Raw genomic sequence first — 19,947 nt, 5'->3', positions numbered from 1 at the left:
ACCGTCGGTGTGCGGTCGAATGACACCCGAGACGATGGCGCGATACAGGATCACCTGCGAGAGTTGCTCGTTCGGCGCGGAGGCGGCGTCGATCGCCGAGGCGCTAACGAAAGAGCGGGCGCACAAGAGCCAGGTCAGCGTCGAGCACAGAGTGGCGATCGAACGGTGCGCGGACGCGTGAAGAGACGACCGACAGCACACAGAGACCTATGATAGACGACCCAACGATCGTCGTCGGCGTCAAGCAGGTGCCCGACGACGACGAAGTACGGATCGACCCGGACACGGGCCACCTCGACAGGGCGAGTGCGCCGGCGGTGATGAACCCGCCGGACAGGCACGCACTCGAAGCAGCGCTGCAGTTGCGCGACGACGGGGGCGGGTCCGTCGTCGCGGTCACGATGGGACCGCCCACGGCGACAGACATCCTCGAGGCGGCGGTCGCGATGGGCTGTGACGACGCCGCGTTGGTCACCGACCGCGCGTTCGCGGGCAGCGACACGTGGCCGACGAGCCTGACGCTCGCGGCCGCCGCCGAATCGCTCGGCGCCGACGTGGTCGTCTGCGGCGAAGAGACGACCGACTCCTCGACCGGACAGGTGCCGCCCGGCATCGCCGCCCACCTCGGGTGGGCACAGCTGACCTACGCGGAGGAACTCGACCCCGAGTTCGACGACGAGACCCTCGTCGCTCGCCGGGACGTGGAAGGCGGGTACGAAATCGTGGCCGCCGAGTTGCCCGTCGTCGTCGCCGTGGCCTACGGCGAGTTCGACCCGCGCCCGGCCGGCCTCCACCGCAAGCTCTACGCCGAGTCCGAGTTCGAACCGATCGAACTGTCCGCCGGGGACATCGGGCTCGACGACGAGGAGGTCGGCATCGACGCCTCGCCGACGGAGGTCGGCGGCATGGAGACCGTCGAGCCCGTCGAACGCGAGCGAGTGGTGGTCGAGGGCGTCGGCGAACTGGCCGACGAACTGGCCGAGACGGAGGTGTTCGGATGAGTCCCGACGACGCGGACGGGGCGGCCGAGACGGACGCGTCGGAGGACGAACCGGTCGACGACGGCACCGTCGACACCGACGCGTACAGCGACGTGTGGGTGTTCGTCGAGGAACACGACGGCGACGTGATGACCGTCTCGTGGGAGCTGCTCGCCGAGGCGCGCGGACTGGCCGACGACCTCGGCGAGGACCTCGTCGCGCTCGTGATCGGCGAAGGCGTCGACGACGTGGCCGCGGAGGCCGTCGAACGCGGCGCCGACAGGGCGCTGGTCGCCGACGATCCGGTGTTCGAACCCTATCGAGCGGATCCGTACGGCGAACAGTTCCGCGCCCTCGTCGAGGACCGCGAGCCAGCGATCGTCCTCATCGGCGGGACCCACACCGGTCGCGACTTCGCCGGGCGGGTCGCCGTCCCGGCCCACGCCGGACTGACCGCCGACTGCACCGAACTGGGCGTCGGCGAGGACGGCCTCCTGGAGGCGCGCCGGCCGGCCTTCGGGGGCAACGTCCTCGCGACCATCGTCTGCGAGGACCACCGCCCACAGATGGCGACGGTCAGGCCGGGCGTCTTCGCGGCGGCGGCGCCGAACCCGGACAGGGACGGCGAGGTCGAAGCCGTTGACGTCGTCGTCGACGAATCTGACACAGTAACGGAGGTCCGCGAGCGGGTCGTCGGCGACACCGCGGACATCACCGAGGCCGACCGAATCGTGGCCGCCGGAGGGGGCTGTAACGGCGACCTCGCGCCGATCGAGGCGCTCGCCGACGCGCTGGACGCCGACCTCGCCGCGAGCCGGAAGGCCGTCGACGAGGGCTGGATCGACGGTTCGCGGCAGGTCGGCCAGACGGGCAAGACCGTTCGTCCGGATCTGTACGTCGCGGTCGGCATCTCCGGCGCCGTCCAGCACGTCGAGGGGATGAACGACAGCGCCGTCGTCGTCGCGATCAACGACGACCCGAACGCCCCGATCTTCGACCACGCCGACTACGGCATCGTCGGCGACCTCTTCGAGGTCTGTCCCGCCCTCGCCGAGCGGATTCGGGACGGAGCGCCCGTCACTGAACCGGAGGCACAGCCATGACCGAGACGGAATCCGAGACCGACGCGGCCGGGAGCACCGAACGGATCGACCTGTCCGACCGGGACACCGCGACGCCGGACTACGACGACGCCTTCGACGCGGTCGTCGTCGGCGCGGGGCTCGCGGGGAGCACCGCCGCGCTCACGATGGCCGAATCGGGGCTTGACGTGCTGCTGGTCGAGCGCGGTCGGTACCCCGGCGCGAAGAACGTCTTCGGCGGCGTGCTCTACACGCCGACGCTCCGCGAGTTGGTCGATGTCGACGCGGCGCCGCTGGAGCGGTACATCGCCGAACGCCGGTTCGGGATGCTCACCGACGAGGACGAGACCGCCGTCTCCATCAGCCCGGGCGAGTGGCACGACCCGCCGCACAACGACTCCTACACCGTCCTCCGCGGCGAGTTCGACGAGTGGCTCGCCGAGCAGGCCGTCGAGGCCGGCGCGACGCTGGTCACCCGCACGACCGTCACGGGCCTGCTCCGCGAGGGCGACCGGATCGTCGGCATCGAGACCGACCGGCCGGACGGGACGATCCGTGCCCCCTACGTCGTCCTCGCGGAGGGGGGCAACTCCCTGGTGAGCGAGGGCGCCGATCTCAAGGAGACCGAGCGCCGCGAGAACGTCGCGGTCGGGGTCAAGGAGGTGCTGGAGTTCCCCGAGCGCGAGCACGCCATCGAGGACCGCTTCCGGCTCACCGGCGACGCCGGCGCCTCCTACCACTACTTCGGTGAGGGGGCCGTCGGCGACGCGTTCGGCGGCGGGTTCGTCTACACCAACGAAGACACCGTCAGCGTCGGGCTGGCCTACCGGCTCTCGGACGCTGCAACGTCCCAGCCCGACCCGGAGGGGACGCTCAACGCCTTCAAGACCCATCCGGCAGTCGCGCCGCTGCTGCGCGGTGCCCGCACCGTCGAGTACACGGCCAAGACGATCCCCGAAGGCGGCGCCGACGAGATCCCAGAACTCGTCCACGACGGCGCGGTGATCGTCGGCGACGCGGCGGGACTCGTCCTCAACAACGGGCTCCACCTCGAAGGCACCAACATGGCCGTCGAGAGCGGCTATCACGCCGCCAACGCCGTGGCATCGGCCGCCAAACGGGGCCGGGTCGACGCGGACGCGCTCGCCGGCTACCGCGAGGCCCTCGAATCGTCGTTCGTCGTCGAGAACCTCGAACGGTACGAGTGGTTGATCGAGCGGGTCCAGGAGGACCGACAGCTCCTCTTCGAGGAGCTCCCGCGGGCGGTCGCAGACGCCGGCAGCGAGTACTTCAGGATGGACAGAGCGCCGAAAGACCAGCACGCCCAGACGGCCAAGCGGCAGCTCCTGCAGGCCGTCGGCGGCTACACCGGGGCTGCGAAACTCGCAGTCCGCTACCGTAAACTCATCAAATGAGCGTCGAACCAGGCATCCCGACCGTCGATAACGAATCGCTCGAAGACCGCCTCTACACCGTCAAGTACGAGGACCCCGGCGACTCCCACCTCGACGTGACGATCCCCGGGATCTGCGCCGAGAAGTGCGTCACCGACGACTGCATCAAGGTCTGTCCCGCGGACGTGTGGCGCGAGGGCGAGGACGGCGTCCCGCACATCGCCTACGAGAACTGCCTCGAATGCGGCAGCTGTCGGTGGGCCTGCCCCCACGGCAACGTCGAGTGGGAGTACCCCGAGACCGGAGCCGGCGTCACGTACAAGAACGGGTGACGGTACGACGGACAACGGTCACAGAGACGATGACAGACGCCTACGACCGGGGACGGATCGAGGACTTCGGCCGGTGGCGCGAATTCAGCGCCGGCATGTGGCCCTGGATCCTCCACACGTTCACCGGCTGGCTACTCGTCGGCTACCTGTTCACCCACATTGCGGTGTTGAGTACCGCGACGGCCGCCGACCCGACGGTCTACACGGCGACGTTGCAGGGCCTCGAAGCGCTGTTGATCGTCCGAGTCCTGGAGATCGGCCTGCTCGCGGTGGCCGTCTTCCACGCGCTCAACGGCGTCCGACTCCTGTTCGTCGACCTCGGTCTCGGGCTCGACAGACAGGCGACGACGTTCTACGTGACGCTCGTCGTGACCGCCGTCATTACCGTCGCGAGCGTGCCGACGTACCTCGCGGGGGTGTGACCGATGTGCGACTACGACGGCCTCGTCGGCGGCGCCGTCGGTCTCGACGCCGCCAACACCGCGAATCCGACTTCCCCACCACCACACCAATGACTTCGAACTGGTACTGCCTCGACTGCGAGACGGGTATCGATCCCCGAGAAGTCGGGCGACACGCGAACGCCGGCCACCACATCCGCGGGATGCTGGTGCCGACCGCGTCGCGGCCGACGGAACTGCGACGGCGCAGCGACCGCGAGACGGCGATCCGGCCGGTCCATGGACCCGGAGACTGAGACCGTCACACTGCGGGCGACTCGCCGTCGAGCACTCCGTCTCGGTGGCCCCGTCGGACGGCTCGGCGTCGCGGGCTGCGCCTGCTGCAAGCAGTATACATTGTACTACAGTGAAAACATCCGCGTGACGGCCCCTCACGATCGACGCCATCGTCGGTAGTGGCTCGGGGAGTGTGTACACACACGTGTGATTCGGTTCCGGGAGAGCGCCGCACTGTGCCTCCTCTCAGAGTGTCTGGCGGATCGACTCCGACAGCGCTTCGGGGTCAGTTCCGTCGATCGGCTCTCGCGACAGCGACAGCTGGATGTCGTCGTCGACGTATCGGGGGAGGAGGTGGAGGTGCGCGTGCTCGACCTGCCCGACCAGCCCGCCGGTCGTGTGAAAGACACTGAATCCGTCGGGCTCGAGTGCCCGATCCATCGCGAGCGCGAGCGCCCGCGCCGTTTCGAAGACCGCCATCGAGGTCGCCTGGTCCGCCACCAGGAGGTCTTCCACGTGCGCTCTCGGGAAGACTAGCGCATGGCCCGCAGTCGCTGGGTTCTCGTCGAGGAAGGCGACGGTCCGTTCGCCCTCGAACAGCGTGTACACGTCTTTCCGGCCGTCGGCGACACGACAGAACGCGCAGTCGTCCATACCCGACGATTGCGAGCATCGCTGAAAGTACTGCCGCCGCTGTCCGCTCGGGAATACGGGCAGAACCGAGAACGCTGGACGCGTGCGGTTGACAAAAAACAGAGCGGTCAGCCGAGGACGTACTCGAGTCTGGGGTAGCGCTCGATGAGCGCCTGGCCGCCGACGTCGAGGGTCTCGATGTACTGGTCGAGTCCCAGGATCCGGCCGGCGCCGAAGGCGGCGACCGCGAGGAACACGAGCATGTACGCGAAGTCCCCGTTGATGAGGCCGTGGGCGATGTCCCAGTTCCCGAAGTAGAACATGAGCATCATCAGCGCGCCGAAGAACGCCGCGAGGCGGACCAGCGCACCGACGAGTAGCCCGAGCCCGATGAACAGCTCGCCCCACGGGACCGCGACGTTCGCGAACTCGACGAACCACGGCGTCGACCCCATCCAGGCGAACAGCCCGGCCAGCGGGTTGCCGTTCGTCGCCGCGCTGTGGGCCAGGTACCCGCCCGCGCCGAACGGTTCCGCCGCGGTGATCTTCGAGACCCCCGAGTACAGGAACGCGTAGCCCATCATCAGTCGCAGCGCCAGCACGAACCACGCGCTCAGGCTGTGTGCGCGACCCGAGACGGTCAGGTCGCCGATCTTGCTCTCGAAGACGTTCGAGCCGCCGGTGTTTTGTTTGGTAGCCATTTTGCTCACATCTATAGAGACGCTCCCTCCGACGATATACCCCCCAGCGGATTCTTCGAAACCGAGAATTCCGGTGGTTCGGGTCACACCGGTCGCGAAGTCGATCGTGGGAGTCTCAGACCGGACGGTCGGCCCCTGCTGCTGCGCTCGATCGTAAGTAACCAACAAACGCGACGGTTCACCGCTGTTGTTGGTTAACACTCTGCAACGGGTCGGATCCGGACCGTTGTCACGGGAGTTCGCCGGTCACATCGACGAGGTCCTCCTCCGTTCGCCAGCGAAATAGCCGCCCTTCCCGGTGGAACGGTTCGAAGACGCCGCCCAGCATCCAGCCGAATGGGTCGTCTTCGTCCTCTTTCTCCCGTTCGAACACGAACCCCTTCAGCGTCGGTAGGTATGGTTTATGAAGGGTATCACCGACTCAGTCGAGTGGGATTTACTCCAGAGTAGTTTACTCAAGGGTGAGCTACTTGCCGCCGGGACGTGTATCGCGTCGTACGAGCACCGACCTGGGGACTGCTGAGGGGATGGAATCCCGGGAACTCGTCCACTTCGTCACTCAGCAGACGCGGTTCGCGCTGATCAACAACATCCTCCAGCACCCCGAGCAGCTGCCCTCGATGTACGAACTCGAGGAGCTCAATCCCAGCGTGAGCGACGCGACCGTCTACAAGCACATCCAGAAGCTCATCGAGGCCGGCATCGTCAGCGAGGTCGCCCTCGACGACGACCAGCGCCGGCAGGGCTACCCATGGAAGTTCTACGGCCTCACGGACGAGGGCCGAGCCTTCCTCGAAGCACACAACCTGCTCGCCGCCGAGGAGACGTTTCAACAGATCTACGAGACCATCACCGACAAACCCGAGAAGATGGTCAAATACGAGAACGCGGCCCGCCCCGGCGACGCGTAACTGTGCAGTAGCCGCCCTCCCCTATCGGTTCGACCGTTAGAAACGGGCAGGACGCACGGACGGGGCAGACCGAGACCGGAAGTTCCTCGATCGGTTCGCCGGCTGCTCTACGCCTGCTGTCGGCATCCGTGATCGGGCCAGGGGGAGAGGTAGCCCCCATCCTTAACCCTGCCGCTGCCGATAATTCCTCCAATGAGTCCGCTTCGTCGCGTCACGCTCGACGTCCTGAAACCGCACGATCCGTCACTACTCGAGTTTACGGAGCGTATCGCTGACGTCGAATGTGTCGACGGCGTTTCGTCGTCGCTGATCGAACTCGATCAGGAAGTACAGAACGTCAAGCTCACGATCGAGGGGGACGGCCTCGACTACGCGGCCATCGAGCAGGCTGTCGGCGAACTCGGTGGGACCGTTCACTCGGTCGATCAGGTCTCCTACGGGGAGTACGTCGTCGAGGAGCGACGGACCCCGCAGGACGGCTGAACAGTCGTGTCCTCGAAAATTCGCCTCCTGCGGTCGCTCCTCGGGCGGGAGGACGTCCAGTCGATCTCCCGTCGGTATTTCGTCTCGAACGGGTTCGACGGCACGCTGACGAGCGTCGGCGTCATCATCGGTGCGGTCCTGTCGGGGGTCCCCGACGGGTTCACGGTCATCAAGATCGGCCTCGGTGCCGCCGTCGGGCTCGGCACGTCCGCGGTCTGGAGCGTCTGGGAGATCGAGCGCGCCGAGACGAAAGCCGAAATCCTCCGGATGGAACGGGCGATGCTGACCGACCTCGACGACACGCGCGTCGAGCGAGAGCAGCGGGGAGCACGCGTGATCCACGCGACGGCCAGCGGGCTCGGGCCGCTCATCGGCATCCTCATCCCGCTCGTCCCGTTCCTGTTCGAGGGGTCCGTCTTCACGCTCGCCGAGGCGGGCGTCGTCGGGGTCGGGCTCGGTATCGGCGTGCTCGCCGTCTTCGGCGCGTACATGGGCTCGATCTCGGGACAGAAGTGGTACGTGTCAGCGGTCCGGATGGGGCTGGCCGGCCTGGTCGTCGCCCTGATCAGCCTCGCTCTCCCCGGATAGCGGTGACGCGACCGGCGTATCCGGCCCCCGGTCTTCAATCGGTGTGCACCTCCGGTGCGTCGTCGGGTCGCGTCGTGGCGCCGCCTGCGTGGCCGTCGGTTCCGTGATGCTTGACGAGCCAGCCGACCAGCACGAGCGCAGGCGTGCCGAGGACGAGCACCAGCCCGAGGAGCGCCCAGTCGCTGACGCCGAGGGGGACGGTCCCGAAGTACCCGTTCAGCGGCGTGTAGAGGACGGCGAGCTGGAGCGTCAACGACGCCACCACGGCGGCGGCGAGCCAGGGGTTCGTCAGCGCGGGCGTCCTCCTCGTCCACCGGACGACGTACAGCTTGACGAACTCGAAGACGACGAGTCCGGTGAACACCATCGTCATGACGTAGGGCGTGACCGACGGCGCGCCGTCGAGGAGATAGAACATCAACCCGAGCAACAGGACCGTCGTGGTCAATCCGGCTCCCCCGACGAATCCGAGCATCTCTCGGTCGATGATCCCGGCGGCCCGGTCGCGGGGGTGTCGGTCCATCACGTCTCCACCGGGGTCGGTTCCGAGGGCGAGCGCCGGCAGGCCGTCGGTGAGCAGATTGATCCACAGGAGCTGGACCGCCGGGAGGATGAGATAGCCGAACAGCGACGCGACGAACACGATCGCCACTTCGGCCACGTTCGCGCTGAGCAGGTAGGCGACGAACTTCCAGATGTTGTCGAAGATGGTCCGTCCGCGCCTGATAGCGGCGCGGATCGACGCGTAGTTATCGTCGAGGAGGACGATGTCGCTGGCCTGCTTGGCGACGTTCGTCCCCCGGACGCCCATCGCGATACCGACGTCGGCGTTTTTCAGCGCCGGCGCGTCGTTCACCCCGTCGCCAGTCATCGCGACGGCGGCGCCGTTCGCCTGTAGCGCCTCGAGGATCCGTACCTTGTGGGTCGGTTCGGCCCGCGCGAACACGTCGATCTCGGCTACCCGCTCGCGGAGCGTCTCGTCGTCCATGGCCTCGACGTCCCGGCCGGTCAACACGTCCGATTCGATCCCGACTTCGCGAGCGATGGCGCCGGCCGTCACCGCGTTGTCACCGGTGATCATCTTCACGCCGATGCCCGCGCGGTGCGTGTCCGCGATCGCGTCACGAACCTCTGGGCGCGGCGGGTCGAGCAACCCCTGCAGGCCGACGAACACGAGGTTCTCCTCGGGGCCGCCCTCGTCGCCCCGGTCCTTGTACGCGAACCCGAGCACTCGAAGCGCGTCCCCGGCGAACTCGTCGACGCGCGACTCGATACGGGAGCGCGTCTCCGCGTCCAGGTCGATCGGTCCATCGGGCCCGAGCACCCGCGTCGACCGGTCGAGGAGCACAGTCGGAGCGCCCTTCACGTAGACGACGTCGTCGTGGATCGTCGCCATGCGCTTGCGCTCGGAGGAGAACGGCACTTCGTCACGCCGCGGTCGGTCTTCCCGGCAGGTCTCGACGTCGAAGCCGCGGTCGGCCGCGGCGGTGACGAGCGCTCGTTCGGTCGGGTCGCCCTCGTCGGCGGTCGCGTCGTTGCAGACCGCACCGATCTCGAACAGCCGGTCCAGGCGGTCGTCGTCGCCGGCCTCGTCGACCGGGGCGGCCCGGTCGTGCACCCACACCCGCTGGACGCGCATCTCCCCCTCGGTTAGCGTCCCCGTCTTGTCCGTGCAGACGACGTCCACCGCGCCGAGCGCCTCGACCGCCGGTAGCGTCCGAACGAGAGCGTTCTCCTCGGCCATGCTGCGGACGCCCAGGGCGAGCGTCAACGTGACGACCGCGGGGAGCCCCTCGGGCACGGCCGCCACTGCAAGCGAGACGGCGGTCAGGCCGGCCTGGACGAGCCCCCGGCCGTCGACGAGGAGCAGTCCCACGACGAGCACCGAGAGCGCCACGACGCCGATACCGAGGCGACGGCCGAGCCGGTCCAGATCGCGCTGGAGCGGCGTCAGGGGGTCATCGGCGCCGATCAGCGCCGTCGCGATCTCGCCGACCTCCGTGTCCATACCCGTCTCCACGACGACGGCGACGGCACGGCCGCGGGTGACGTTCGTCCCCTTGTAGACCATGTTCGCCCGCTCGGCGAGCGGCGTCTCCGGGTCGGCCGCCCCAGCGTCCTTCTCGACCGGGACGCTCTCGCCGGTCAGCGCCGCCTCGTCGACTTCGAGCGAGTCCGCCTCGACGAGTCTGGCGTCGGCGGGCACGACGTCGCCCTGCCCCAGCACGACGACGTCGCCGGGAACCAGGGCCGTCGATTCGATCTCCCGCTCCTCTCCGTCTCGTCGGACGGTGACCTCCGGCGTCGCCATCTCGCGGAGCGCTTCGAGGCTCTGTTCGGCCCGGTACTCCTGGACGAACCCGAACACCCCGTTCAGGAGCAGGATGATTCCGATGAGGACAGCGTCGACGACGTGACCGATCGCGAACGACAGGGCGGCGGCGAGTAGCAGCACCCAGATGAGCGCGCTCGAGAACTGCGCGACGAAGATGGCGAGCGGCCCCCGTCCGCGGTCGCCCGTGAGTTCGTTCGGCCCCACTTCTTCGCGGCGCTCGTCGGCCGTCGACGCGGCTAATCCCGACGCCGACGTGTCCAGTTCCTCGTATATCGTCTCAATGGGACGCGTGTACCAGTCCATCGTAAATCGAGTCGAATCGCCCTCGGTCACCGACCCGGGAGCGGCGTCTACACCAGCGTACCCGGGCGAGCCATACAGTCGTTTTCCCGGCATCAACCGGTGCCGCCGGACGCGGCCCGTCAGCGCCACGGGTCTCGGGATCCGGTGCTATTGAGTACCGTCGAAGCCTTCGGCAGCCCGCCGTGCCGAGTCTCTCAGGAGCGGAACGTCGTCCGTGAACACCTCGACGGCGACGGTACCGTCGAATCCGGCGAGAGCGTCGGAGACGAGCCCGAAATCGATCTCGCCGGCGCCCAGTGGGAGGTGCGTGTCGCCACGGCCCCTTGCGTCGTGGACGTGCAGATGTGAGACGAGGTCGCGGTAGTCGTCGAGAAACCGCTCGATCCCGTCGTCTCCGTCCTCCATGTAGGCGTGACCGACGTCGAAGCAGACCGCTGTTCCCGTGTCTCGCGCGATATCGCCGAGGACCGAGAGCGGGAGCCCGCGGGCCTGATGCCCGACGTTCTCGACGACGACCTCGACCCCGACGTCGTCGCCGGCGGCCGCGATCGCCGACAACTGGCTCGCGAAGACCGGGCGCTGGTCGGTGTCGTGTGGGTTCCGCATCGTCCCATGCAGAACCGCCTTCCGCGCACCGACCCCGCTCGCCCACTCGAGTAGCTCCGACTGGTAGTCGACGATCGCGTCGTTGAGTTGCGAGACCGGCGTCGACACGACCTGATCGAAGGGGAGGTGAACGCAGAGGTCCGCGCCCAGTCCATCGAGGACCTCCCGCAGTCGCTCGTCGTCCGCTTCCGCCGGACGGAGCGACGACTCGCCGATAGAGAGTTCGACGAAATCGAATCCCTCGGCCGTCGCTTCCAGTCGTTCGAGCGAGTCGCCCACTGTGAGACCGAGATCCATGGCTCACTCACCACGCGCCACGTCGTGTTCGTCGTCCGGCGTCGCCAGGAGGTCGTCTTCGTAGGCGACGATAGCCTGTATCACCGCATCAGCGTCTTCCTCGGGGATACCGGCGGCGTCCAGGCTCTCGGACAGGTGTCCGACCGCTCGCTGGATGTCCTGCGGGGTGAACGGGACGGAGAGGTGTGCTTCCCGTACCGGCGCCGCATCGTACGATTCAGGGCCGCCAGCGGCTTCACAGAGGAAATCAGTTTGCGTCCGACGCAGCATCCCGGCGTCTGCACCGTCGAAATACGGGGCGATATCATCGTCCGCGAGTAATCGGTCGTAGAAGTCGTCGACGACGGCCCGGATACCGTCCCGCTCTCCGAGTCGCTCGTACAGCGTCGTTTCGGTCATGGTAGAGCCAGCGGGAGAGGGAATAATGTATCTACCGCTAGTTACCACTTGACGGGAGTACGACCAACGTGTGCCAGCACTGGTTCGGTTCCTTGTGACCGCTCGGGGCGTCGAGATCTGCAACTAACTTGCGAGCACCGGTTTTGTCTCCAGGAGTGGTCAGAGGCTAGTGGAGAGGTTTTTTCGCCGCTCAAGACGGCAACGCCGGGCTCTCAATTAACCAACAAAGATATACGATGAGCGTTCCGTTGGTTAAGACGAACCAGGCATGTCTGGGGAACCGCCGACACTGCCAGCCGAACTTCCGAGCGAACTCGTCGACACGCTCGACGAATCCTCTCCCGACGAACTCCGTCGCGTTGCCAGGTACGCCGAGGAACTGGCTGAGTACCGTGAACGTGAATCTCGCCTCGCCGAAGAAGACAGCGAAGTCGAGGCCGAACAACGGCCGGAGGAGCTCCCGGACGATGTTCCATCGAAGGCGTCGATCACGACCAAGGAGATCAACGGCAACCGCTACGACTACTGGCAGTGGCGAGACGGAGCGCAGGTCAAATCAAAGTACAAAGGTCCCGCCAGCCCTGACAGATAGCGTCGACAGCATCGGACGGATAGCGGCGACAGCATCGGACGGATAGCGGCGACAGCATCGGACGGATAGCGGCGACAGCATCGGACGGATAGCGGCGACAGCATCGGACGGATAGCGTCGACAGCATCGGACGGATAGCGTCGACAGCATCGGACGGATAGCGTCGACAGCATCGGACGGATAGCGTCGACAGCATCGGACGGATAGCGTCGACAGCATCGGACGGATAGCGTCGACAGCATCGGACAGCCGTTACTTGAGAATAGACCTCTGCCGCCAGCGTGATCGTGGATATCGACGAGCAATCCGCTGAGAGCAACGAACACCAGTAGTTTACTCCGCGAAAACGGGGGGAAGGTGACGGTGTAGACCAAGGCGAGAGACGGACCCTGACCCCCCATTGTCGAGATGTAAATCGGCGAATTTCGGCCGTTAGTAGTTATTTATCCCTAAATCACGATTCTACTACGTCTTCACAGAAATTGCGACTCGCCTCCTGACTGTGTCGTGGAGACCCCCCGTTGTCGAGTTGTAAGTCCACCCCCCATTGTCGTGCTGTAAGTCTCTCACCCCCCGTTGTCGTGCTGTAAGCCTCCCACCCCCCGTTGTCGAGTTGTAACCCCGGTGGGAGCAAGCGGTCAATCGAAGAACGAATTGAGTTTCGTCCGAACGACGCTTCTGAGCATCTCGTGATCGGACTCGATGTCGCCGATTCGCGAGTCGGTCTCGATCGTCCGGACGATGTTCTCAGCGCCCTCTTCGAGCGTGAAGAACATGTGGACGCCGCGGCCTCGGCCGCGACCGCGTCGTTCTGACGAGAGGATTCCGTACGTCTCCTGCTCCGTGACGTTGTTGACGTAGGTCTCGCGGCTGTACTGATCGGCATCGATCCGATCGGCGACGAATTTGTAGACCTCCCACCCGACGCCGGCCGGGATCCGGGTGAGGTCTTGCTGTGCGTAGTACTCGACCGCCGCGGTCGCGTAGAGGGAGAGTTTCTTCTGCGTCGCAAGCCCGGAGATGTGCCGGAGCGTCCGGTTCTCGTCGTATTTATCCTGCGCCGCTCGGACGTCACGTTCCTCGACGTTCTCCGAGCCGCGACGTTCGGCGAACTCACCAGCCCAGCGGAACAGATCGATCGCCTTGCGAGCGTCGCCGTGCGTCTGGGACCCGAATGCCGCGACGAGCGGAATGACGTCGCCCGTGAGCGAACCGTCTTTGAACGCGTCCTTGCGGTTGTCGAGTATCGCTCGAAGCTGGTTCGCGTCGTAGTCGTCGAAGAAGATGTCGTCCGGGTTGAACGAGCTCTCCGCTCGGCTGTTCAGATCCTGCATGAAATGGGTGTAGTTCGTCAGCGCAGTGACCGACACACTGCCTTCGATGTTTCCGAGGGTTTCAGCTCGGGAGAGTTGATAGAGTAGCGACGAGTACGCCGTATCTTCGTACGGCCCTTCGAGAAGGTCGATCTCGTCGAGGATGAAGATGACGGCATCGTAGTTCTCGTTGATCAGTTCGAATAGCCGCTCGAACTTCCGATCGGTGGAGACGCCGCTCTCGGGAACCCCGACCTCTGCGCCGACGTCTTCCGCAACGCACCGGACTAATCGATAGACCGCTCTGTCGAGCGACTTTGGGGCCTCGCAGTTGAGCGAAACGACGCCGAATCTGACGCCCTGGGACTGACAGAGGTCCACGACTTGCTTACAGACCGCGTTGATGATGAGCGACTTCCCGGTTCCGGACGGGCCGTTGAGCAACATGTTGGGAAGGCCGCCCCCCTCGAGTGCGGGTCGGAGGTTGTCGATTACTCGCTCTAGCTGCTGGTCACGACCGACGATCCGGTCCTCGTCGATGATCGTGTCCGGGCGGACGAGGTCTTTGTCGACGAAGATGGAGCTCGTCGAAGATTCCTGGAATCGCTCACGGATCGAGATAGACGTGTTCGCCTGGTCGGCTGAACCAGTCGATTCGGAAGTCTCCGGGGACGCGGATTCCTCACTAATTTCCTCCTCACTCCTGGAGCCCGCCGGCGTACTCCCACCTCCCGAATCTCGAAGGGGTTCCCGAGAACTCCCATCAGTAGTCGTGGACTCCGGTGACCCGTCTCCGGTATCACTTTCCTGGGAGTCGTCTGCCATGCTAGTGACCCTGCACGGCCATGTATAAAAAACCACACCCCTAGAGAAATGTAAGCCCCTGATATTGCGAGTGTACTGGATTCTCGCCGCAGTATCTATTTTTTCTACAGATACCGTCATCGTCCTCTAATGGAACGATCATCTCGAATTCCTGCCGGATCTCTCTAAACGGGAGACACCCCCCTTTGTCGAGTTGTAAGGAAACGACTGGCCACCGAGTGAGATGCATCTGGCAGCAAGATAAGGTCGAGATCACTGGAAGTCAGGTGACGATATCGAAACGAGTACTCGCGCTGAGCGCGTCTCCGTATTGGCTGTGAGCGGACGAGCAAAGTCCCTTCTCCTCGGTCAGTGTCGAGAGATCGGGAGAAACGACTGAACTCAAGAGCCCACTCATCACACCCACCCCCCTTTGTCGAGTTGTAAGCGAGATCGCTTCGAAGGGACGTGAGAGTAATCGAAGAAAGTGGAAGAATAAGATCTCCTCGGAAAACGGATGAGATCCCTGATTAGACGGTTTCATCCACTACTGCGTAAACCGACAGTATCAAATCTATCATTAATGATCTACGTGTTCCTTTCCGCTCGTAAAGTTGGAATAAGGGTATCTTTTCATCTCCAATTAGATAAACGTTTCTGTATTTAAACACAGATCCTTTTCTATGGTTATCAGTGCTTCTACCTTCAAAATTCGTAGTAATGGGCGATGTAGGACAATCTCCACTGATTTCTCGACTCCCCCTCTCACCCGTTTACAACTCGACAAAGGGGGGAGGGGGTTCGGCAAACTCCCCCGGTGCGAGCGGCGACAGGGAGACGGCCGTCGACTTCGACGACCTGGTCGTCGTCCGTCTCCACTGGGCGGGTTTCCCCGTCGTCATTCCTCAGGTGCGGAGCCCGTCCGTCGTACGCCGCGCTGTCGCGTTCGGGTCGGTTACCTACGAGGGCAGAAACGGGATAGAAGGCGTTACAGGCAGAGCAGCCGACGACGTCGACGAGGAGCTGGCCGTCCTGACCGATGGGTAGGTGCCGGTCATCGACGACCTGACGTGGCTGTCGCGACGAACTCGACGTGGCCGTCCTCGCGGACTCGATCATGGCGAAGGGCCGCTTCGACACCGACACGTAGCGGGACGACGCGGAGGTGGTCGTGATCCTTGGCTCTGAATTCGAGACCAACCGGTGGTCACGAACTCGCCGCGACCGCCCGGTCGAGTCCAGCAAAGCCGGGCTCGTCCGGGGTCTCGTCCACGGCGGACTGGCCGTCGACTCCGGCGCCGGACTCTGGAAAACAGTCAGTATCCCTGGGGCTGAACACGTGAGTATGACCGAGGTTCGGGACGCACGAGTCGGGGGCGTCGTCCTCGCGGCGGGCGAGAGCTCGCGGTTCGAAGCCGGAAACAAACTCCTCGAACCGGTCGACGGGACACCGATGGTCGTTCGAGTTGCCACGACCGTTCTCGAGTCGTCGCTCGACGATGTCGTGGCGGTCGTCGGACACGAGGGGGAGGCCGTTGCCGATGCGCTCGGTGACTTGCCGCTCTCGATCCGCCACAACGACGAGTACACGGATGGACAGAGCGCATCGGTCCGCAGGGGCGTCGAATACGCCCGCGAGGCCGACTGTGACGCGGCGATTTTCCTGCTCGGTGATATGCCATTCGTTCGGTCGAACACCGTCGACCGGCTCGTCGAGGCGTATCGCACGGGCGACGGGAGCATCGTCGCGCCGCGCTACGAGGGGACGCGCGGGAATCCGGTACTGTTCGACGCTCGCCACTTCGACGCACTTGCCGGCGTCACGGGTGACAGAGGCGGGCGCGAACTCGTCGCGACTCACGACGGGACGCGGTTTCTCGAAACCGATGACCCCGGCGTAGTGCGAGATATCGACTCTAGGGACGACCTCCGGAAACAGACGGGCGCCACAGAATCGCGGCGACGGTAGGCCGTGCGGAAGGGAGACGGGGACGAGTCGGAGTGACGGCGGTTCCGGTCCAGCCGAGTGCGGGCGTTTCCCGCACGTCGAGCGGTCCGCTGTGACGTCGTAATCGATTTGTCAGACGGTAGGAAGCGTTCGCGTATACCATTTACCGACGGTACACACAGACACCGAATCAGTAGCGCCGGGGGTGCCTCTGGCTGAGTCCCGTCCGAAACCGGTCTCGCTGTCTCGTAGTTACTCGTCTACCCGCGCAGGAAAGGGACTGGCTGGTGGTTCACGAGAGTTCGGTTCCCGCGCTCGCCGGACAGGATACTGTCGCGGCCGGGAGTCCGAGCGCACCTCTCAACACGCGTGGCCGAAACCACGGGCGCGCCACCTTGGTGCAAGAACTGAGTCAGGAACGTTCGGCCCGCAAATGTAGTACTGATCGCAAATTCAATATGATTCCGGAACGATTGTTCAGAGAATGGGTGCTCATTCGATCGATCTACGCGAAGTTCAGCGACAACTTTTGACAACACTCGTCAACCAATATCAACAACAGGAGTCTCCCGTGAAAGCGGACGCACTCGCGGAGTTGCTGAACCGGGACACCGGAACGATCAGGAACAAGATGCCCCAGCTGACGTCGCTCGGACTGGTCGAGGGAGTTCCAGGGCCGGGTGGCGGATACGAACCGACTGAGAAAGGGTTTGAGGCACTGGACCGGGACCCGGACGCCGAGCGGGAAGCGACCAGGGTCACACACGAGTTCGAACGCGTCGACGCCACAGTCGAAAACATCTCGTTCACGAACGTGAACCATCCGACGGACTGCCGGGCGTGGATCGAATTTCAGACGGCGTTACCGCATGTCGATGTCGGCGACCCGATTATAATCGGTCCGACAGCCGATACGCAACTGGTCATCGCCGGCGAGATTCACAGTCTCCACGACAGGGGGAGCCGGATCTCGCTCGATATCCGCAAGCTGGAAGCCCCCTTTGCTGAGGACTGATCCTGCCTCGATATCCCGCCAAGCGAGAGGTCGTCAGCGTTCCTGCCCGAGGGAGTCGCCTCGAAACGGTTCAAACAGGATCGGGTGCAATAGCGTACGCCCGTTCACACCCTCCAGATGATGTCCTCGGTGGACGTGACCGTCGCGAACTCGTCAGAAAACTGGACGAGCGGTCCGATTGGCCGCCTGTAGCTCCCGTCTGTATTAACAATCTGTGTCGTATGCCTGTTACAGACGTCTGTAACATTATGTCGTCCGAGATCTCTGTTCCTCCGGGGGGTCGCCCCCGTGACGGAGTCTTTCTGCGCCTACTCCGGGACTCTGAATTCCTATGACCTGGGGACCGGATCTAGAGATTCAACTAGATTCTCCGACACTCTCGACTCTCGGCTCCATCGATATCATCTGCGGCTGGGCGGATAGACCGATGGATATTCGCGAGACACTCGCCGAGAGAAGTCTGACAGCGGAATGCAGCCCGAAGAGTAGAGGGGTGTTACGGCGATGGAAGCGAACAATAATCGTAGTGGGGACGGATTCGATTGGTTGGGCGCCTCGGTAGCCGGGCGGGTATCGCAACACCGTTACGTTTCTGAGAAGACGGGGCGCGATCCCATAAACTGTATCTCGCTGTATGAATATTCGAGGGCATCGATGAGGAAGCAGTGCGAGAGCGCGATAGTCGCTTCTCAGTCGAGTTCGCCGAACCCCTCGTCTCGCATGAGTTCAGCCACGCGCTCGGGGTGGTGAAACGCCGCCAGCAAGGCGAACTCCCGAGCGTCGGTTTTCGAGACTTCGCTCGTGTCGAGTTGCTCGGCGAGGTCGCTGCGAAACTCGGCTTCCTGGTCAGCGACCCGATCACGGACGTGGATCTCGAGACGCGTATCGCGTTCGTCACCGACGTTACTCCGTCGGACGAAGTACGGGTACTCCTGGGTCGGGCTACTTGATCTCGCGGATTCGGCCTCAGATGTCCGGTCCGACGTCCGCTCACTGGCGGGCCGTTCCGGCTGAGTAGATCCCTGGTTCGACGAGTCGGAGGTAGTTTGGCCGCGTGAACTGGATTCCGATTGGTCTCGCTCGCTTCGTGAGTCGGCCTCCTCGTCCGCCGTTTCACCCTCGTCGGATTCGTCATCGTCCCCTCCGAAGTCGAGGTTCCCGGAGCCCGATTTGAAGTTACTCATGCCGAGGTCGCCTCCACGGTTTCGTCTTCACGTAGGTCGATGGTCCGATTCTCGTGGTCCTGGATGTCGAGTTCCATCACCGGGTCTACCGCTGTATCGAACGTCTCCGTCGCGATGAATCGGGCGAGCACGTACAGCCTCCGTAGGGTTTCGATTTCTCGATCGCGAACGCGACGCTGTCCAGATTCGCTCACCATCTCTCCGCCTCTCTCGAATGTTTTCCACCGCTCCTCGACAACTTTGAACGCCGACCCTCTGGCCTCCCACATGGCGTCCATGAGGCTCTCTCGGTTCCCGATGGTGACGGGTGTGTCGAACGCTTCGGTGTCTTCGAACTGTTGTTGGTACTGCTGGTGGGCGTTCGTCTGGCCAACACCCGATGGAACGACACACGAGAGACCGATCTCTATCTCTAGTTCGTTCTCCATGTTCCCGACCAGCTCTTCCAGTCCGTCCAGGCTCAGGTTCCCCTTCCCGGCCGGTTTCACCGGGGCGACCAGTGTCCGGAGCGCGAAGATCGCGTTGTAGAGAAGGTCCTCAGCGCGCGCGTTCGGGTCGATGAGGACGGCGTCGTATTCCTCGTGGAGTTCTTGGTTCTCCCACAACAGCTCGTATAGGAGTTCGAACCGCGGGTACTCTTCGCGGCTCATGTTCTGCATCCCGGTCTCGTAGGAGATTTTCTGCTCCAGATTGGAGGTGAAGTCACCGAGCATATCGTGGCTCGGGATGATATCGACGCCCTCGTCGGACGTCTCGATCAGGTCGTCGAAGTCACCGTCCGGCATGTCGAGGACGTGCTTGACGAGATTGTCTGCGTCTGGGTCGCTTCGCTGGGTGCCCACGTCGAAGAGACTCGTGAGATTACCCTCTTGTGGGTCGAGATCGATCACGAGCGTCTTCTGGCCCATCCGCTGGAGCGCGACTGCGACGTTGGCCGTCATCGTCGTCTTGAACGTCCCACCTGATTCCGAGTAGACTACGGCCGTTATCATACGTCCCCGTCTTCTGGGTAGCCCAACATAAATCTGTGTCAGACGTTTGGGTTTGATATCTGTAACAGCTGTCTGTAATGGATACCTGTGGCGCCAGTCTGTATGTTGGTCTGTCTTGCGGTTCTAATCATTTCACCTATGTTTGGGCCAATATCTATAACAGATGTCTATAACAGACATCTACAACAGATATCTGAACTATATGTCTGTAACAATAAGTTATAACGAGCTATTTGGGCGACCAGCGGTGGTATCTGTATCTACTTTCTGTAACAGACGTCTGTTTCTGAGCATTTGGGGGGCGAGTGGCAGGGGCTATCCACAATCGTCTGTCACGGGCGTTTGTAACAGACGTATGGGGTGGAGATCTGGGGCGGG

General features: G+C 63.9%; 23 protein-coding genes. 14 read left to right on the top strand and 9 right to left on the bottom strand.

The window, feature by feature from the left end:
- Positions 1-19: 19 nt before the first annotated feature.
- The 7 genes from ACMGFH_RS21860 (at position 20) to ACMGFH_RS21830 (ending at position 4,485) form a co-directional block, all read left to right on the top strand.
- The gene (locus ACMGFH_RS21860) at positions 20-181 is read left to right on the top strand and encodes a hypothetical protein (RefSeq protein ID WP_415383393.1); all 162 of its coding nucleotides are present in this window, start codon (positions 20-22) and stop codon (positions 179-181) included.
- A gap of 28 nt (positions 182-209) precedes the next feature.
- Entirely contained in the window at positions 210-1,001 is a 792-nt protein-coding gene (locus tag ACMGFH_RS21855) for an electron transfer flavoprotein subunit beta/FixA family protein (RefSeq protein ID WP_415383392.1), read from the top strand.
- A complete protein-coding gene (locus ACMGFH_RS21850; RefSeq protein WP_415383390.1) occupies positions 998-2,083 on the top strand; it encodes an electron transfer flavoprotein subunit alpha/FixB family protein in 1,086 nt (361 codons plus the stop codon). The genes ACMGFH_RS21855 and ACMGFH_RS21850 overlap by 4 nt, the downstream gene beginning before the upstream one ends.
- Positions 2,080-3,477, top strand: coding sequence for an FAD-dependent oxidoreductase (locus ACMGFH_RS21845; protein ID WP_415383389.1), 1,398 nt, complete (start codon positions 2,080-2,082; stop codon positions 3,475-3,477). The genes ACMGFH_RS21850 and ACMGFH_RS21845 overlap by 4 nt, the downstream gene beginning before the upstream one ends.
- Entirely contained in the window at positions 3,474-3,788 is a 315-nt protein-coding gene (locus ACMGFH_RS21840; RefSeq protein WP_415383388.1) for a ferredoxin family protein, read from the top strand. The genes ACMGFH_RS21845 and ACMGFH_RS21840 overlap by 4 nt, the downstream gene beginning before the upstream one ends.
- 29 nt (positions 3,789-3,817) lie before the next feature.
- Positions 3,818-4,210, top strand: a complete 393-nt coding sequence (gene sdhC, locus ACMGFH_RS21835) for a succinate dehydrogenase, cytochrome b556 subunit (protein WP_415383387.1) — start codon at positions 3,818-3,820, stop codon at positions 4,208-4,210.
- Between the two features lie 89 nt (positions 4,211-4,299).
- Positions 4,300-4,485, top strand: a complete 186-nt coding sequence (locus ACMGFH_RS21830; protein ID WP_415383386.1) for a hypothetical protein — start codon at positions 4,300-4,302, stop codon at positions 4,483-4,485.
- Positions 4,486-4,711: 226 nt separating this feature from the next.
- On the opposite strand, the gene ACMGFH_RS21825 is transcribed toward ACMGFH_RS21830, so the two are convergent.
- From ACMGFH_RS21825 to ACMGFH_RS21815, 3 genes are all read right to left on the bottom strand, one after another.
- Positions 4,712-5,119, bottom strand: a complete 408-nt coding sequence (locus tag ACMGFH_RS21825; protein WP_415383385.1) for an HIT family protein — start codon at positions 5,117-5,119, stop codon at positions 4,712-4,714.
- 107 nt (positions 5,120-5,226) lie between these two features.
- Entirely contained in the window at positions 5,227-5,799 is a 573-nt protein-coding gene (locus ACMGFH_RS21820) for a DoxX family protein (protein ID WP_415383468.1), read from the bottom strand.
- Between the two features lie 229 nt (positions 5,800-6,028).
- Positions 6,029-6,172 carry a hypothetical protein gene (locus ACMGFH_RS21815; protein ID WP_415383384.1) on the bottom strand — a complete coding sequence of 48 codons (144 nt, stop codon included), beginning with the start codon at positions 6,170-6,172 and terminating at the stop codon, positions 6,029-6,031.
- Between the two features lie 154 nt (positions 6,173-6,326).
- Between ACMGFH_RS21815 and ACMGFH_RS21810 the strand changes: the two genes are divergently transcribed.
- The 3 genes from ACMGFH_RS21810 to ACMGFH_RS21800 all read left to right on the top strand — a co-directional run bounded on the left by ACMGFH_RS21810 (position 6,327) and on the right by ACMGFH_RS21800 (position 7,781).
- Positions 6,327-6,710, top strand: coding sequence for a PadR family transcriptional regulator (locus ACMGFH_RS21810; protein WP_415383383.1), 384 nt, complete (start codon positions 6,327-6,329; stop codon positions 6,708-6,710).
- A gap of 192 nt (positions 6,711-6,902) precedes the next feature.
- Complete coding sequence (locus ACMGFH_RS21805; RefSeq protein WP_415383382.1) at positions 6,903-7,193, top strand: DUF211 domain-containing protein; 291 nt, start codon at positions 6,903-6,905, stop codon at positions 7,191-7,193.
- 6 nt (positions 7,194-7,199) lie between these two features.
- Complete coding sequence (locus ACMGFH_RS21800; protein ID WP_415383381.1) at positions 7,200-7,781, top strand: VIT1/CCC1 transporter family protein; 582 nt, start codon at positions 7,200-7,202, stop codon at positions 7,779-7,781.
- Positions 7,782-7,815: 34 nt separating this feature from the next.
- On the opposite strand, the gene ACMGFH_RS21795 is transcribed toward ACMGFH_RS21800, so the two are convergent.
- The 3 genes from ACMGFH_RS21795 to ACMGFH_RS21785 form a co-directional block, all read right to left on the bottom strand.
- Positions 7,816-10,419, bottom strand: a complete 2,604-nt coding sequence (locus ACMGFH_RS21795) for a cation-translocating P-type ATPase (protein ID WP_415383380.1) — start codon at positions 10,417-10,419, stop codon at positions 7,816-7,818.
- Between the two features lie 147 nt (positions 10,420-10,566).
- A complete protein-coding gene (locus tag ACMGFH_RS21790; protein ID WP_415383379.1) occupies positions 10,567-11,322 on the bottom strand; it encodes a sugar phosphate isomerase/epimerase family protein in 756 nt (251 codons plus the stop codon).
- Between the two features lie 3 nt (positions 11,323-11,325).
- Complete coding sequence (locus ACMGFH_RS21785) at positions 11,326-11,721, bottom strand: truncated hemoglobin (RefSeq protein WP_415383377.1); 396 nt, start codon at positions 11,719-11,721, stop codon at positions 11,326-11,328.
- A gap of 268 nt (positions 11,722-11,989) precedes the next feature.
- Here ACMGFH_RS21785 and ACMGFH_RS21780 point away from each other — a divergent pair, with 268 nt between their 5' ends.
- Positions 11,990-12,313: a hypothetical protein gene (locus tag ACMGFH_RS21780; protein ID WP_415383376.1), complete on the top strand. Its 324-nt coding sequence runs from the start codon at positions 11,990-11,992 to the stop codon at positions 12,311-12,313.
- A gap of 638 nt (positions 12,314-12,951) precedes the next feature.
- Here ACMGFH_RS21780 and ACMGFH_RS21775 read toward each other — a convergent pair.
- Positions 12,952-14,571 carry an orc1/cdc6 family replication initiation protein gene (locus ACMGFH_RS21775; protein ID WP_415383375.1) on the bottom strand — a complete coding sequence of 540 codons (1,620 nt, stop codon included), beginning with the start codon at positions 14,569-14,571 and terminating at the stop codon, positions 12,952-12,954.
- A 579-nt stretch (positions 14,572-15,150) separates the two neighbouring features.
- On the opposite strand from ACMGFH_RS21775, the gene ACMGFH_RS21770 reads away from it, so the two are divergent.
- The 3 genes from ACMGFH_RS21770 (at position 15,151) to ACMGFH_RS21760 (ending at position 17,393) form a co-directional block, all read left to right on the top strand.
- A complete protein-coding gene (locus tag ACMGFH_RS21770; protein WP_415383374.1) occupies positions 15,151-15,477 on the top strand; it encodes a hypothetical protein in 327 nt (108 codons plus the stop codon).
- 298 nt (positions 15,478-15,775) lie between these two features.
- Complete coding sequence (locus tag ACMGFH_RS21765; RefSeq protein ID WP_415383373.1) at positions 15,776-16,399, top strand: nucleotidyltransferase family protein; 624 nt, start codon at positions 15,776-15,778, stop codon at positions 16,397-16,399.
- Between the two features lie 463 nt (positions 16,400-16,862).
- Positions 16,863-17,393, top strand: coding sequence for an HTH domain-containing protein (locus ACMGFH_RS21760; RefSeq protein WP_415383372.1), 531 nt, complete (start codon positions 16,863-16,865; stop codon positions 17,391-17,393).
- 689 nt (positions 17,394-18,082) lie between these two features.
- On the opposite strand, the gene ACMGFH_RS21755 is transcribed toward ACMGFH_RS21760, so the two are convergent.
- Together ACMGFH_RS21755 and ACMGFH_RS21750 are read right to left on the bottom strand one after the other, a co-directional pair.
- Positions 18,083-18,577 (bottom strand): acyl-CoA dehydrogenase, encoded by a 495-nt coding sequence (locus ACMGFH_RS21755; RefSeq protein WP_415383371.1) that lies wholly within the window; start codon positions 18,575-18,577, stop codon positions 18,083-18,085.
- Positions 18,574-19,569 (bottom strand): ParA family protein, encoded by a 996-nt coding sequence (locus ACMGFH_RS21750; protein WP_415383370.1) that lies wholly within the window; start codon positions 19,567-19,569, stop codon positions 18,574-18,576. Before ACMGFH_RS21750 ends, ACMGFH_RS21755 begins: the two co-directional genes overlap by 4 nt.
- Between the last annotated feature and the right edge of the window lie 378 nt (positions 19,570-19,947).

It is taken from the genome of Halosimplex rarum (assembly GCF_047715405.1).
Lineage (GTDB): Archaea > Halobacteriota > Halobacteria > Halobacteriales > Haloarculaceae > Halosimplex > Halosimplex rarum.
This window is presented reverse-complemented; position numbering and strand designations above follow the sequence as displayed.